The sequence below is a fragment of the uncultured Mobiluncus sp. genome, assembly GCF_947254095.1.
Classification (GTDB): Bacteria; Actinomycetota; Actinomycetes; order Actinomycetales; family Actinomycetaceae; genus Mobiluncus.
In genome coordinates this window covers 1-13,873 of record NZ_CAMYBV010000019.1, presented here as the reverse complement: position 1 = coordinate 13,873, position 13,873 = coordinate 1, and the positions used below count along the sequence as shown (strand labels likewise).

At 58.8% G+C, this 13,873-nt stretch carries 13 protein-coding genes and 1 pseudogene; 9 read left to right on the top strand and 5 right to left on the bottom strand.

Features of this window, described 5'->3' with window-relative positions:
* Positions 1-33 precede the first annotated feature (33 nt).
* The 5 genes from smpB to prfB form a co-directional block, all read right to left on the bottom strand.
* Positions 34-573 (bottom strand): SsrA-binding protein SmpB, encoded by a 540-nt coding sequence (smpB, locus tag Q0X47_RS07115; protein ID WP_297724298.1) that lies wholly within the window; start codon positions 571-573, stop codon positions 34-36.
* 214 nt (positions 574-787) lie between these two features.
* Complete coding sequence (locus tag Q0X47_RS07110; RefSeq protein WP_297724296.1) at positions 788-2,116, bottom strand: M23 family metallopeptidase; 1,329 nt, start codon at positions 2,114-2,116, stop codon at positions 788-790.
* A 99-nt stretch (positions 2,117-2,215) separates the two neighbouring features.
* Positions 2,216-3,130, bottom strand: coding sequence for a permease-like cell division protein FtsX (gene ftsX, locus Q0X47_RS07105; protein WP_297724293.1), 915 nt, complete (start codon positions 3,128-3,130; stop codon positions 2,216-2,218).
* Positions 3,130-3,918, bottom strand: coding sequence for a cell division ATP-binding protein FtsE (ftsE, locus tag Q0X47_RS07100; RefSeq protein WP_297724291.1), 789 nt, complete (start codon positions 3,916-3,918; stop codon positions 3,130-3,132). Before ftsE ends, ftsX begins: the two co-directional genes overlap by 1 nt.
* Positions 3,919-4,090: 172 nt before the next feature.
* Complete coding sequence (prfB, locus tag Q0X47_RS07095) at positions 4,091-5,221, bottom strand: peptide chain release factor 2 (RefSeq protein WP_297724288.1); 1,131 nt, start codon at positions 5,219-5,221, stop codon at positions 4,091-4,093.
* A 75-nt stretch (positions 5,222-5,296) separates the two neighbouring features.
* On the opposite strand from prfB, the gene Q0X47_RS07090 reads away from it, so the two are divergent.
* From Q0X47_RS07090 to Q0X47_RS07050, 9 genes and pseudogenes are all read left to right on the top strand, one after another.
* A complete protein-coding gene (locus Q0X47_RS07090; RefSeq protein ID WP_297724285.1) occupies positions 5,297-6,709 on the top strand; it encodes a TrkH family potassium uptake protein in 1,413 nt (470 codons plus the stop codon).
* 9 nt (positions 6,710-6,718) lie between these two features.
* A complete protein-coding gene (locus Q0X47_RS07085) occupies positions 6,719-7,423 on the top strand; it encodes a TrkA family potassium uptake protein (RefSeq protein ID WP_297724280.1) in 705 nt (234 codons plus the stop codon).
* A 150-nt stretch (positions 7,424-7,573) separates the two neighbouring features.
* Positions 7,574-8,500, top strand: a complete 927-nt coding sequence (locus Q0X47_RS07080) for a phosphate ABC transporter substrate-binding protein (protein WP_297724277.1) — start codon at positions 7,574-7,576, stop codon at positions 8,498-8,500.
* Between the two features lie 24 nt (positions 8,501-8,524).
* Positions 8,525-9,595, top strand: a complete 1,071-nt coding sequence (pstC, locus tag Q0X47_RS07075; protein WP_297724274.1) for a phosphate ABC transporter permease subunit PstC — start codon at positions 8,525-8,527, stop codon at positions 9,593-9,595.
* Complete coding sequence (gene pstA, locus Q0X47_RS07070; protein ID WP_297724271.1) at positions 9,592-10,659, top strand: phosphate ABC transporter permease PstA; 1,068 nt, start codon at positions 9,592-9,594, stop codon at positions 10,657-10,659. The genes pstC and pstA overlap by 4 nt, the downstream gene beginning before the upstream one ends.
* A 6-nt stretch (positions 10,660-10,665) precedes the next feature.
* Positions 10,666-11,469 carry a phosphate ABC transporter ATP-binding protein PstB gene (gene pstB / locus Q0X47_RS07065; RefSeq protein WP_297724269.1) on the top strand — a complete coding sequence of 268 codons (804 nt, stop codon included), beginning with the start codon at positions 10,666-10,668 and terminating at the stop codon, positions 11,467-11,469.
* Positions 11,470-11,555: 86 nt separating this feature from the next.
* A complete protein-coding gene (gene phoU, locus Q0X47_RS07060) occupies positions 11,556-12,221 on the top strand; it encodes a phosphate signaling complex protein PhoU (protein WP_297724267.1) in 666 nt (221 codons plus the stop codon).
* A gap of 28 nt (positions 12,222-12,249) precedes the next feature.
* Positions 12,250-12,933 (top strand): winged helix-turn-helix domain-containing protein, encoded by a 684-nt coding sequence (locus Q0X47_RS07055; RefSeq protein ID WP_297724265.1) that lies wholly within the window; start codon positions 12,250-12,252, stop codon positions 12,931-12,933.
* 42 nt (positions 12,934-12,975) lie between these two features.
* A pseudogene (locus Q0X47_RS07050) lies at positions 12,976-13,873 on the top strand (two-component sensor histidine kinase); the annotation flags it as partial.

Below are 13,873 nucleotides of genomic sequence, written 5' to 3'. Positions count from 1 at the left end.
CCAGTCTGCGCCAGCCCCGGCCTCCCACAGCGATTACCGGGAGCGCCGGTTCGCCTCCCGCAAAGCCCGCTGCGCCTCGCGGTCGTCCTCGCGCTGGCGGATAGTTTGCCGCTTATCCCACTCTTGCTTGCCTTTCGCCACTGCAATCTCCACTTTCGCGCGTCCGCCCACGAAATACAGCTCTACCGGCACAATCGTGTAGCCTTTCGCGGCTACCGCCCCTTCGAGTTTCGCGATTTCGCGCTTGTGCAGCAGCAGTTTGCGCTTGCGTTTCGGAGCGTGATTCGTCCAGGACCCGTAAAAATATTCCGGAATATTCGCCCCTTGCAGCCACGCTTCCCCGCGGTCGACTTCAACCCACGCTTCGGCGAGCGAAGCCCGTCCCATCCGCAAAGCCTTGACTTCGGTGCCGGTCAGCGACAATCCCGCCTCGTAGCGGTCCTCCAAAAAATAATCGTGCGCGGCCTTCTTGTTTCGGGCGATGACTTTCTTGGCATCCGACTCCGCTTTGGCACGCTGAGAGGGGGTCAACTTCCCTGGCTGACCCGACACAGCAGCAGCTTTTTTACCCATAGAGTGCAATTTTAGCGCAAAAGCACGGTCTGCCAACTTTTCCCCGCGTCGCCCCTCGGTCTTCACCAGGCCGGGTGGCCGCCAACCCGTCACGAACTCGCCACGGTTTCGTCACGGTTTCGTCACCGATTGGTTACCGATTCATCACGGACTCATCACCAGTCCGGCCGCTCGCCTACCCACTCTGGTGGCGCCGCCCTCGTGAGGCGACCGCCTACAGCACCCCCAGCGGGTTGATAGTTTTCCCGTTTTGCCACACTTCAAAGTGCAGGTGGCATCCGGTCGAACCGCCGGTAGAACCGACCAAGCCAATGACCTGACCCTTCTGCACGGAAGCACCGACCGAAACTTTGAACTGGGACTGGTGACGGTAGGTAGTCTGCCACTTGGAGCCGTTGATGGTGCCGTGGTTGATATAAGTCGATTTCCCGCCGGCTCCATCCCAGCCGGCGAAGCTCACCGTTCCGGACTGCGAGGCATAAATCGGGGTTCCGCACCCTATCCCGAAGTCCGTACCAGCATGGAGTCGCCGCGTCTTCGTAATGGGGTGGACTCGGTATCCGTAAGGCGAGGTCACCGACAGCGACGATAGGGGCGCGCCAAATATCCCCCCTGAAATGGAGCGAGCCGGCATGCCGCTCGGCTGTTGATTCAGCGCGGCAATTCGCGCCGCCGCGGCCGCCTGCGTGGCCTGTTCTTCCGCAATCTGTTTTTCAAACGCCGCCCGCTGATTGTTCAACTGCCCTTGCTGGGCGACCTGCCTTTGTTGCAAATCCTGGAATTCGCCCAGCTTTCGTTGCTGCTCAGCGCGAGCCTCATCGGCGGCTTGCACCGCCTGCTGAGCCTGAGTCTCCAGTTCCCCAATTTTCACAGTCACGGCCTCCTGGCGAGCCCGAGCGTTGTTATTAGCCGCGTTTGCCTCTTGAGCTTCCACAATGGCACGATTTTGCGACTTGGTCGCCGTGGCTGCCACCTGCGCCCGCAGCGTGAGTTCATCCAGGGACTGGGAATCCAGCAGCAACGAAAGCGGCGAAGTTTCCAGCATCGCCCCGCGATAAGCCATGCGCGCCATCTGACCGATAGCGACTTGCGTTTTTTCAATGGTTTGCTCGCCCTGCGCAATCTGTTCGCGCAGTTCCTCTTTCTGACGATTCGCAATCTCCAGCCGGCTTTGAATTTGCTGATGTTTCGCCTGCGCATCAGCCAGTTTCGCCTGCGCATTGGCAACCTCAGCTTGCGCCGCGGGAATAGCCGCCTTGGTTTGCTCGAGGGACACCGCCAGCTGCACCAGATTCGCGTTGACCCCCTCCAGCTGGGCCGCCAGTTCCGCTTGCTTCTTTCTGGAGGCAGCCTGCTGCGCCTCGAGTTTCTTGCGTTCGTCGGATTTCTTGTCAGCCTTCACAAGGCCGGTCGCCGCCGCCGCCCTTGCACTAACGTTCGCGGGGGTGAGCGCCGCGTTAGCATAACTGAGCGAAATGGTGGACATCGAGGCGATCCCGAGTGCCGCCAGCGCCCCCACCAGGGCGGTCAATTTCCTTCGCACGTGCTCACCTCCTTCTCGGTCGCCACACCGCAAAGCGTGATGTTTCAAGTTTAGCCAAATACCGCGACTTTCCCCGTCCGCAACATTGCCAACGGAGCCCTAAACTCTGGTGTAGCGGTTCAGGGACGCCGCCGAAGCCACGACAGCCAGCAAAATGGCCGCCAGCACCAGGAACGGCGCGATGAGCAACACATCGTTGGGTGAAATGAGCTGGACGACTCCGGAAAGTCCCGACAGCCAGGACCCGACCAGGAACTTTACGCTGGCCCACAGAATCGCCACCGACCCTAGGGCACCAATCGTCGCCGCAACAGCGCCCTCCACCATAAACGGCAGCTGTACAAACAGGTTCGAGGCTCCGACCAAGCGCATAATGGACGTTTCGCGTTCCCGACTCATCGCGGACAGCCGGATAGTGGTGGTAATCAACAGGACCGCGGCGATAATCATGGCCACCGCCAGCCCGATAGCCAGGTAAGTCGCCTGATGCAATCCGGTCAGCAGCTTTTCCAGGATCTGCTTTTGGTCAATGACCTGGGCGACCCCGTCACGTCCCTGCAGTTCCTCGACGACCACGCGGTACTGTTCCGGGTTCTTTAGCTTAATCCGAAACGAAGCGGGCATCATATCCGCTTTGACATATTGATAATACTGTTCCGTGCCGGCCAGCTTCTTGAAACTTTCGAAAGCCTCTTCCTTGGTTTCGAAATACACATTGTCGATGTACTTGCTGAGACGCTCGGACTTCAACTGTTCGTCAATCGCCGCAATCTGCGCCTCGCTGGCCTCCTGACCGTTGCAGTTGGGAGACACGTCGTCCTTGGTACACATCGACACGGAAATCTCGATTTTGCCGTACCAGGTATCGCGCAGGTTATTAATCTGCATTTCCGCCAGCACCGCCGACCCCACGAACAGCAGGGAGACGCAAGTCACGATAATGACCGCAACCGTCATCGCCAGATTGCGCCGCAAACCCTGGCCTACCTGGGATAATACGAAAGTAAATCGCATTACTTACGGCCTCCTTTCCGTGCTGTCCCGACACCTTTTGGTTTCGGTAACGCCCCCGCGTCCGCGGCGGGGCGGTCGTCGGCGGCGTCGGTTCCTTTCGGGGCTGACGCTCCGTAGATACCGCGGGCTTGGTCGCGCACGACCCGGCCTTCGTCCAGTTCAATGACGCGTTTGCGCATCTGGTTCACAATTTCTTCGTCGTGGGTAGCCATCACCACGGTGGTGCCCGCCCGGTTAATCCGGTCCAACAGTCGCATAATTCCCAAGGACGTGGCGGGGTCCAGGTTGCCGGTCGGCTCGTCCGCGAGCAGAATGGGTGGACGGTTCACCATGGCGCGAGCAATCGCCACGCGCTGCTGTTCGCCGCCGCTGAGCTCGTGGGGAAAACGCTTGTCTTTGCCGCCCAAACCGACCATCTGGAGCACTTCGGGGACGACCCGGCGAATGACGCGACGTGGCTTGCCGATGACCTGCAGGGCAATCGCCACGTTGTCGTACACGTTCTTGTTTTCCAACAGGCGAAAGTCTTGGAACACCACTCCGACTTGGCGGCGCAGCGCCGGCACTTTCCACCTCGACAATCGCCCTAGGTCCTTGCCCAGGACCAGAATCTTCCCCTCCGTGGCGCTCTCTTCGCCGAGCACCAGCGAGAGAAACGTGGACTTTCCCGATCCGGAGGTCCCGACCAGGAACACGAACTCTCCCCGGTCAATAGTGAGCCCCACGTGGTCCAGCGCCGGGCGCGCTCCCCGCTTATAAATTTTGGTGACGTTGTCGAAGGTAATCAACCTTTTCCACTCCCCAGTTCAGTTTCAGATACGCTACTAAGTCTATTTATAACGAAACGATAAAAACGGAGTGACACCCGCAGAAGTGCAATCGCAGGGAAAAACGCGATTATTACCGCGCAAAAGGGCGTTCGCGGGGTGAGTTTTTCCCGTCTGTTGCTCGGTGGGTCCCCTACTGGTCGCTGTGCTTTTCCTGATGCTTGCGCCAGCGAATCGCCGCGTCGATGAATCCGTCCAGGTCGCCGTCAAATACGCTGTCCGGGTTGCCCGATTCATAGCCGGTTCGAAGGTCTTTGACCAGCTGTTGCCCATAGAGGAAGTAGGAGCGCATCTGGTCGCCCCACGAGGCTTTGACGTCCCCCGCCAGCTCCTTTTTCTTATCGTGCTCTTGCTGGTGACGCAGCATTAGCAGGCGTGACTGCAGCACGCGCATCGCGGCGGCTCGGTTTTGAATCTGGGATTTTTCGTCCTGCATCGAGATGACGATACCGGTGGGCAGGTGGGTCAGTCGCACCGCCGAATCCGTGGTGTTCACGGACTGGCCGCCCGGCCCGGAGGACCGAAACACGTCAATCTTAATGTCGCTCTCGGGCACTTCGATGTGGTCGGTCGTCTCAATCAGGGGAATGACCTCCACCGCCGCAAAAGAAGTCTGGCGCTTGCCCGCCGCGTTAAACGGGCTGACCCGCGCCAGCCGGTGCGTCCCCGCTTCTACTGACAACATCCCGTACGCATAAGGGGCATCGACCTGGAACGTTACCGACTTAATCCCCGCTTCTTCCGCATAGGACGTATCCAGCACCTTGGTGGCATAGTTGTGTCGTTCGCAATACCGCAGGTACATCCGCAGCAGCATCTGCGCGAAGTCGGCGGCGTCCACCCCGCCCGCTCCGGAACGTATGGTGACGACCGCGAAACGCTCGTCATATTCCCCGTTCAGCAGGGTTTTCACCTCCATCGCGTCCAGGTCCTGTTTCAACGTTTCATAAGTGTGTTCCGCATCGGTGAGTATCGCGTCGCGGTCCTCCCCGCTTTCTTCCGCCCCCAACTCGACCAGGGCTTCCATATCGTCAATCCGCGCCTGCATCGCCCGTAAACGCTGTAAATCGGCCTGCGCCACCGACAGCGATTGCGTGACTTTCTGGGCGTTTTCTTGGTCGTCCCACAAGTCCGGGGCGGCGGCTTGTTTCGTCAAGTCGGCAATCTTTTGCTCCAGCAGCTCGGGGTCCATCACCGCCGAAATCGTCGCGAAAGACGCGCGCAGTTTTTCAATGAGGGGCTGAAAATCATCGGGGGAAATCACCTTTTTACCTTACTGGTAATCCGGTGCGGTTCTCAAATAAGTTGCGTGGCACGGCGCCGGGTTTATACTAATCCGGTGGCTCGCGTCTCCGAGTTTAATCCCGGCCGCAAAATCTCGGCGGCATTTTTGATAACTATCCTGGTGGGAACGGTATTGCTGATGCTTCCGGTGTCCCGGAGCGGAGCTGCGGTCGCGACGACTTTCGACGTCGTCGCCCCCCGAACTATTCCCACCGGCGTCCCCATCTTCGGGCCAGCGTTTGCCGGCGGCGCTCCCCTCTCGGTCGCGCTGTTCACCGCCGCCTCGGCCACCAGCGTGACGGGACTCATCGTGGTGGACACGGGCAGCTACTGGTCCGCTTTCGGTCAAGCTGTCGTCCTCGTGCTCATCGAGTTAGGCGGCATCGGCACCATGACCATGGTCACCCTGCTCGCCTCGGCGCTGCGTAAACGCGCCACTTTCGAGGACCGTGCCATCGCCAAAGTGTGGTTCGGCCTGACTCCGCGCGAAGTGCGCCATTCTGTGGCGCAAATCGTGGTCGCCTCGTTCCTGTTGCAACTGGTGTTTTCTGTCTTTAACAGTCTCTATCTGTGGTTTTCCGGGCACGCCGCCTCACCGCTCCAGGCGATGGCGCACGGGGTTTTCCTCACGGGTTCCGCTTTCAACAACGCCGGTTTCGCCCCTTACGAAGATTCCCTGATGAGTTTCAGCGCCGACCCTTTCCTGCTGTTGAGCCTGGCGGCGCTCATCGTGATAGGAGGCTTGGGCTTCCCCGTCTGGCTGATGCTCTACCGCAACGGCCTGCACTGGTGGAAGTGGGGCATGACTACCCGCATCATGCTGCTGGGAACCGCGGTGGCGATTGTTTTCGGCTGGGTTGCCATCACCGCTCTGGAATGGCACAATCCCCACACCCTCGGCGCAATGCCCGTACCGCAACGTTTCCTCAACGGGCTGTTTTGCTCAATCTCGCCGCGCACCGCGGGTTTCAACTCCCTCGATATTTCCCAACAGTACCCGGAAACCTGGCTCATCACCGATGGGCTGATGCTGATTGGCGGGGGTCCGGCCGGTACCGCAGGAGGTATGAAAATCACTACGGTGACCGTGGTGATGGCGACCCTCTGGGGTGAGATTCGGGGGGCTCACGCCATCAATATCCTGGGCTGGCGCCTGGCCCGTTCGGCTCAGCGTCAAGCCTTGGCGGTGTTTTCGCTGTTTTCCGGCCTGGTCGCGGTAGGAACTTTCCTGCTGATGCTCTTTACACCTTTCAACTTAAACCAGTGCCTGTTTGAAATCTGTTCCGCCCTGGGTACCGTGGGTCTGAGTACCGGAATCACCCCCATGCTACCTGTTGCGGCGCAGTTCATGGTCATAATCTTTATGATTCTGGGACGTGTCGGACCGCTGACTTTGGCGGCGGCTCTCGCGACCCGGAAACGGCCGGTAGCCTACGAACTTCCTCGTGACCACCCCCTCATCGGTTAGGACAACGAAATGAATATGTTTAATCAGAAACCCTCCCCGGAATCTTCGGCCCATGAGGCAGGCAACCCGCAAAGCGCGGTCGTCATCGGCTTGGGACGTTTCGGCCTGAGCATGGCGACCGAGTTGGAGGCCAGCGGCGTGGAAGTGTTGGGTATCGACTGTAACGCAGAAGTCGTGCAACGTGCGTCGGCGCTCCTGCGGCACGTGGTGCGGGCGGACGCCACCGACAAGGAGGCGTTGGCCCAGCTTGCCGTAGACGAGTACGCCTGCGGGGTGGTCACGATTGGCGCCGACCTCGCCGCCTCCATCCTGAGCGCCTCTGCCCTGCTGACCCTGCACTGTCCCCAAGTGTGGGCGAAAGCCTCCAGCGTGGAACAGGGCGAAATCCTCAACCAGATGGGCATCACTCGCGTGTTCTATCCGGAATCTGAGATGGGGTTGCGCGCTGCCCACCAGGTCGCGCAGTCTTTCGAGAACTACATTGACCTGGGGCACGGGTTTGCCCTGGTCATCACCAGTTTGGGGCCGCGCTACTGCGGGAAAACCCTCGGTGAGCTCGACGTGCGCCGCCGCGATGGATTCTCTATCGTGGCGATCGAATCACCCACCGGCACTTGGGAAACCGCTCATGCCCAGACCATACTGTCCCCTGAAGACCGAGTCATGGTGGTGGCGCCGACTCGGATTATCTCCAAAGTTACCCGCCAAGATTAACGAAAAATCCCCGTAATCGTAAAAGAAAAGGGCAACTTCCGTAAAGTAAAATTGTTTTACGTATTCTTAACATCTGCCCCGCGCTAGCCTTAACAATCCTTTCTTACTATCTGACTTGGGAGTAAAAGTTCGATGTATGAAAGGAACACAATGAAAATCTCTCGTATTGGCGCGATTTTTGGCGCTGGTTTGCTTTCCATGTCTTTGTTGACCGGCTGTGGGGGCGGTGGCGATAAGCCTGCCTCCGGTACCGACACCGAGTCCAGTGAACCGACTTCGACTCTGAGCGGCACCGTCACCGGTTCCGGCTCCTCCGCGCTGCTGCCCCTGGCAAAAGCCGCGGCAGATGCTTTCATGCAGGAAAACCCCGATGTGACCGTCACAATGAACGGCGGCGGCTCCGGTGAGGGTCTCAAGCAGGTTGCGGCCGGTTCCGTAAACATCGGCAACTCTGACGTTTTCGCTGGTGAAAAGCTCGATGCGACCCAGGCCGCCGACTTGGTCGACCACAAGGTTTGCACCATCACGATGGCTCCGGTGGTCAACAAGGATTTGGGGGTCACGGACCTCACCACCGCCCAGTTGACCGACATCTTTACCGGCAAGACCACGAACTGGAAGGAAGTTGGCGGCCCGGACGAAAAGATTGTGTTGGTCACCCGCCCGGCCTCCTCAGGTACTCGCGCCCTGTTTAAGACCTGGGCGCTGGGCGGTGCCGAGGAAGCCTCCAACCAGTCCCTCGAGACCGACGACTCCGGTACTCTGCTCCAGACTGTGACCCAGAACAAGGGCGCTATCGGCTACGTGGCGCTGTCCTACCTGGCTGGCAAGGACGAAGTTCAGCCGGTCGCTATCGACGGCGTGGAACCGACCTTGGAAAATACCTACAACGGCAAATACAAGGTGTGGGGCTTCGAGCACATGTACACCAAGGGTGAGCCTGATGAGGTAACCAAGGCGTTCCTTGACTACATGATGGGCGACAAGTTCGCTGGCGACCTGGAAAAGATGGGCTACGGTGTGTCTTCCAAGATGTCAAAGGAAGCCACCGATTCTCACCCTGACCCCGCGGCCTAAAGAGGCTCAGGCGCAACTGAACAAATGGCTACCACAGCTTCTTCGGTGCGGGAGCCTGAATCGATGGAAACAAGGATGACTGAACTGGACGTGTCCACTCGTCTCAAATCCACAGATTCAGCGCTCCCGCAGGCGCGTAATTCCGCGGCGGATTCATCTCCGGCTCGGCCGCGGTCCGACTCGAGCGGGGCGGACAAACGTTTCCGTTTGGCAAACAAAATCGGCGGGACCATCGTGGCGATTGCAGGCATTTCCCTCATCGTGTTAACGGTCGTTATTGGCCTGTTCCTGCTGTACAAAGGTTCTTTCACCTTTACCGCGTTCCAGCACACGGTGGGAGAATTCCTGTTTTCCCCGGACTGGGAACCGCAGGACAGCCCGGACTTGACTCTGCGCGGCAGTGTCGGCGCCCTTATCTTTATTCTGGGTTCGCTGATGACCTGTTTCCTGGGCCTGGCCATCGCTACGCCTTTCGCGTTGGGAGCCGCCGTGTTCATTACAGAGATTGCTCCCCGCGCGGGTGAGCGCCTGTTCCGTCCCGCTGTAGAACTGTTCCTCGGCATCCCTTCCGTGGTTTACGGCTGGGTCGGCTTGACCGTCCTGGTGCCTTTTATTCGTGACTTTTTTCACGCCCCCCTGGGCGGCTATTCGGTCCTAGCGGCGGGCATTGTCCTGGCGGTCATGATTTTCCCGACCATCACCACCGTTTCCGCCGACGCGATTACCGCGGTTCCTTACGATTATCGTGAGGCGGCCTACGGCTTGGGTTCTACCCGCTGGCAGTCGATTTACCACATTGTCCTGCCCGCGGCCAAGAAGGGCATTTTGACCGGCATTATCCTGGGTCTGGCCAGGGCTTTTGGCGAAGCTCTGGCGGTGGCGATGGTCATCGGCAAGACTCGCGCCTTGCCCGCAGACATCCTCTCTCCGACCAGTTCGCTGACCACGGCGATTACCGCCGACATGGGCAACACCACCAACGGCGGGGAACACAACTCGGCGCTGTGGACCATGGCTTTGCTGCTGTTCCTCATCTCAATGTTCTTTATCTTTGTAATCCACATCATCGGCGCGGAAAGGAAGCAGAATCAATGAGTACCGCTACGACTACCGCTTCGGGTCTTTCCGCCCAGATGGAACACCGCATTCGCCGTGCCAAGAGCATCAACAACCTGATGACCGGCGTCTTTGGCGCTATCGGGGGTTTCTTCCTGATGTTGATTGTGGCGCTGGCGGCCTACATCGTGGTTCGTGGGCTGCTGAGTTTTGACCCCGTGTTCCTCAGTTTCACCCGTGACGGCATCATGAACCAGGTGTTCAACACCGTTTACCTGGTGTTTTTGTCCCTGATTGTGTCCGTCGCTCTCGGCGTTCCCGCCGGAATCTACATGGCTGAATACGCTCCAGAAAATCGCTGGACCGGGTTCATCCGCATCTCTATCGAGTCCCTGTCCTCCCTGCCCTCCATTGTGGTCGGACTGTTCGGTTACTTGGTCTTTATCCTGATGGTGGGGCAACAGTGGAACTTGCTGGCTGGCGCTTTGGCGGTTTCGATTCTGAATCTGCCCTTGGTCACCACGTCCACCGAGTCGGCTCTCCGGGCACTACCCCAAGACCTGAAGTACGGTTCCGCGGCCTTGGGTGCGACCCACTGGACCACCATCGTGCGGGTGCAGCTCCCGGCGGCCCTCCCCCACCTGATGACCGGGGTGGTGCTGGCAGCAGAGCGTGGTTTCGGGGAGGCTGCCGCCCTGCTCTACACCGCCGGTATGTCCACCAACATCAACTGGTCCTCCACAGACATTACCTCCCCTACCAACGCGTTCAACCCTATGCGTCCCGGCGAAACCCTTTCGCTGCACGTGTGGGCCATGCGTACCGAAGCGGTGGAACCAAACGCGGTGGATATCGCTAACTTCTCAGCCGCGGTGCTGGTGCTGATTGCCCTCCTGTTCTCGATTTTGGCTCGTACTATTACCAAGCGGGTTCACGCCAGCCTGACGGGCCTGTCTGACCAGGCTCCCAAAGGCGGCAAAGGCAAGTGGCGTAAGGCTAACTCCGACACTCCCGTCCCCGCTGCTGACACGGTGAACCATGCCGAACCGACTATTGACGCGTCGAACTTCACCGACCGTTTCCACCCTAAAGGAAAGGAATAATCACTCATGACTGGGCAAACTAACGTTTTGGAGTCCCCCGCAGCGCCCAAAATCTCCACCACCGCCAAGTTTTCCGCACGTGACCTGCACCTGCATTACGGCGACTTTGAGGCTCTCAAGGGAGTCAACATCGACATTCAGCCCCGCAAAATCACGGCTTTGATTGGCCCCTCCGGCTGCGGCAAGTCGACCTTCCTGAAAACCCTGAACCGAATGAATGACCTGGTCAAAGGCGTCCGCATCACCGGACAGGTACTGCTGGACGGCGCGGATATTTTCAAGGATATGGACGCCATCGCCCTGCGCAAGCGGGTGGGCATGGTGTTCCAGCAGCCTAACCCGTTCCCCAAGTCGGTCTTTGACAATATCGCCTACGGGCCGCGCATCAACGGGATTCGCAATCATCGGGAACTGAGCGACATCGTGGAACGTTCCCTGCGTCAAGCCGCGATTTGGGACGAGCTAAAGGATCGCTTGCAAAAGTCCGCCGTGGGACTTTCGGGTGGTCAGCAGCAGCGTCTGTGCATCGCCCGCGCTTTGGCTACCGAACCGGACGTTATCTTGATGGACGAACCGACCTCCGCTCTCGACCCGATTTCTACCTCCAAGATTGAGGAACTGGTCGTGGATCTGGCTCGGGATTACACCATCGTGATTGTGACCCACAATATGCAGCAGGCTTCGCGCATCGCCGACAACACGGCGTTCTTCCTGCTGGGCGAACTGGTGGAGTACAACGATACGGAAACTCTGTTCAGCGTGCCTTCGGACAAACGCACCGAGGACTACATCACGGGTCGGTTCAGCTAACACCGTGGTTTCGCGCGCCCGGCAGATTCCGCGGGGTGCGTCAGGGAAATAAAGTTTTGAGTTATGAAACAGAAAGTAGAGAGGTAATGCGTTCCCGATTCGATCAACAACTCATGCAGCTCAAAGAAATGCTGGTTGAGACCGGAGAGCTCTGCGAACAGGCCATCAGTCAGACCATGGTGGCCTTGTCCAGTTCCAGCGATGAAATCGCTCGTGAAGTGATTCGGGCTGATGCCCACATCGATCAGATGGAGCGGGACATTGAGCACTTGTGCCTGAAATTGCTGTTGCAGCAGCAGCCGGTAGCCGGGGATTTACGCCAGGTTTCCGCCGCTCTCAAAATGATTACCGACATGGAGCGTATCGGCGACCAGGCCGCGGATATTGCGGAAATCGTGAAGTCTACGGATATGTCCCTGGTGCGGGGATTCCCCAAAATTCCTCAGATGGCGGCGAAAACTGCCGAGATGGTCCACGACGCGGTCCAGTCTTTTGTCGACCGCGACCTAGCTTTGGCTACCGCCACCCAGGCGGCGGACGACGCGGTAGACCGGATGTTTGATGAGGTCGCCACCGAGATGATTGATTTCATTGTGCATGCTGACGCGGCGGACGCTCAAAAGGCTATCGACGTCATCATGATTGCCAAATACTTGGAACGTATCGGCGACCACGCCACGAACATCGCCGAGTGGGTGGATTTCGCAATTACGGGGGTACACGATGTCAGCTTCGACACAAAATCCGCCTGAATCGGGCGCTCCCTGGAATAATGGGAGTGTGATTTATTTTGTCGAGGACGACCTCAACATTCGGGATCTGGTTGTTTATACCCTCGGTTCCACCGGTTTTACCGCTCGTGGTTTCGCTGATTATCGGGAATTTCGCGAAGCGATGGCACAGCTACTCCCGGAAATGATTCTGCTGGACATTATGCTGCCTGGCGTTGATGGCATCCAGATTTTGCGCCGGATTCGGGCCAACCCGGAAACCGAGGGCATTCCGGTCATCATGGTCACGGCGAAAGGCGCCGAGTTCGACAAGGTTAAGTCCTTGGACTTGGGGGCGGACGACTACATCACCAAGCCGTTTGGCATGATGGAGCTGGTGTCACGAGTCCGGGCGGTGTTGCGCCGCGTGTCTCGTCCCGCCGACCCCGCTGCTGAGGACGAGGAAATCCTCACCATCGGCACTATTGACCTGAACCTTCCCCGCCACACGGTCGCTGTTGAGGGCCGAGAGGTGAAACTGACTCTAAAGGAGTACCAGCTGTTAGAGGAACTCATGAGCCAGCCGGGGATTTTGTTTTCCCGCGACAAACTGCTGGATTCCATCTGGGGATACAGTTTCCACGGCGAGACACGCACGGTCGATGTGCATATTCGCACGCTGCGCAAGAAGCTCGGCGCGGCCGCGAAACACATCCAAACCGTGCGCGGCGTTGGATATAAGATTTCCGAATAAGGGCGCTGTTAGCGCAATCGCCACCGAATCAAGGGAGATTTTATGCGACGCAAGATCCTGGGGGCTATCTCAGGTATTTCCGCCATAGCCCTGGTGCTTGCTTATCTCGGCTCTGTCGTGTTCTTTTATGGGGTCAATCGCACCAACATTTTGGATGCCCTGACCGAGGAAGGCGACCTGTTGGCGCTGAGCCTGGAACACCATACCGATGATATTCAGACCCAGATGCTCACCGACTTTCACCGTCAGACTCCCGGGGTTCGCCTAACTTTGGTAGCCGGTGACGGGGAGGTTCTCTATGATTCCGAAGTTCCCGCCGCTCAGATGGCCAACCACGCGAGCCGGCCTGAGATTGTCTCGGCTTTGAGGCGCCAGGCTTCCGGGTTGGGCTCCGATATCGTGGTGCGTGATTCTGACACTCTCGGCGAGGATATGTGCTACTACGCGCGGGCTATCCCGTCGGGCAAAATCGTTCGGGTGGCGCGTCCCGTCCGCACGTTTTATGCCACGGCCCTGTCCGGGTTGCCGATTTTGGGCGGCATTGCCCTGGGCGTGTTCGGGCTGTCTTTCCTGATTGCGCGGCGTCAGGCCCGCCTCATTGTCGCGCCGCTGGAACAGATTGACCTGAACCATCCGCTCTCGGGCACCCCTTATGACCGCGACCGGCTGCCCGAGAGTGGGCGGCACACGGGGGTTTTCGGGAACTCCAGCGTTTTTGGTGGCGGAGGGATTTTCGGTTCGGGTGCCTACACCGACACACCAGCGGAGGACGAGACGAGCCGGTCTGACTCTGCGGAGCCTCCCCTGCCCCACGCTATGCTCCAGGCCTACGGCAAGGACCACGAAACGGTCCCGATTTACCCCGAGTTTTTGCCGCTGCTGCAGCGTCTGGAACATCAGAATCGGGACAAGGAAGCGGCCGCGCGTTCTCGCCGCGAGT

Bases quoted from the DNA above. Each gene is read 5' to 3' on its own strand.
- smpB (WP_297724298.1), bottom strand. From the start codon at position 573: ATGGGTAAAAAAGCTGCTGCTGTGTCGGGTCAGCCAGGGAAGTTGACC.
- ftsX (WP_297724293.1), bottom strand. From the start codon at position 3,130: ATGCGATTTACTTTCGTATTATCCCAGGTAGGCCAGGGTTTGCGGCGC.
- Q0X47_RS07085 (WP_297724280.1), top strand. From the start codon at position 6,719: ATGAATATGTTTAATCAGAAACCCTCCCCGGAATCTTCGGCCCATGAG.
- Q0X47_RS07080 (WP_297724277.1), top strand. From the start codon at position 7,574: ATGAAAATCTCTCGTATTGGCGCGATTTTTGGCGCTGGTTTGCTTTCC.
- pstC (WP_297724274.1), top strand. From the start codon at position 8,525: ATGGCTACCACAGCTTCTTCGGTGCGGGAGCCTGAATCGATGGAAACA.
- pstA (WP_297724271.1), top strand. From the start codon at position 9,592: ATGAGTACCGCTACGACTACCGCTTCGGGTCTTTCCGCCCAGATGGAA.
- pstB (WP_297724269.1), top strand. From the start codon at position 10,666: ATGACTGGGCAAACTAACGTTTTGGAGTCCCCCGCAGCGCCCAAAATC.
- phoU (WP_297724267.1), top strand. From the start codon at position 11,556: ATGCGTTCCCGATTCGATCAACAACTCATGCAGCTCAAAGAAATGCTG.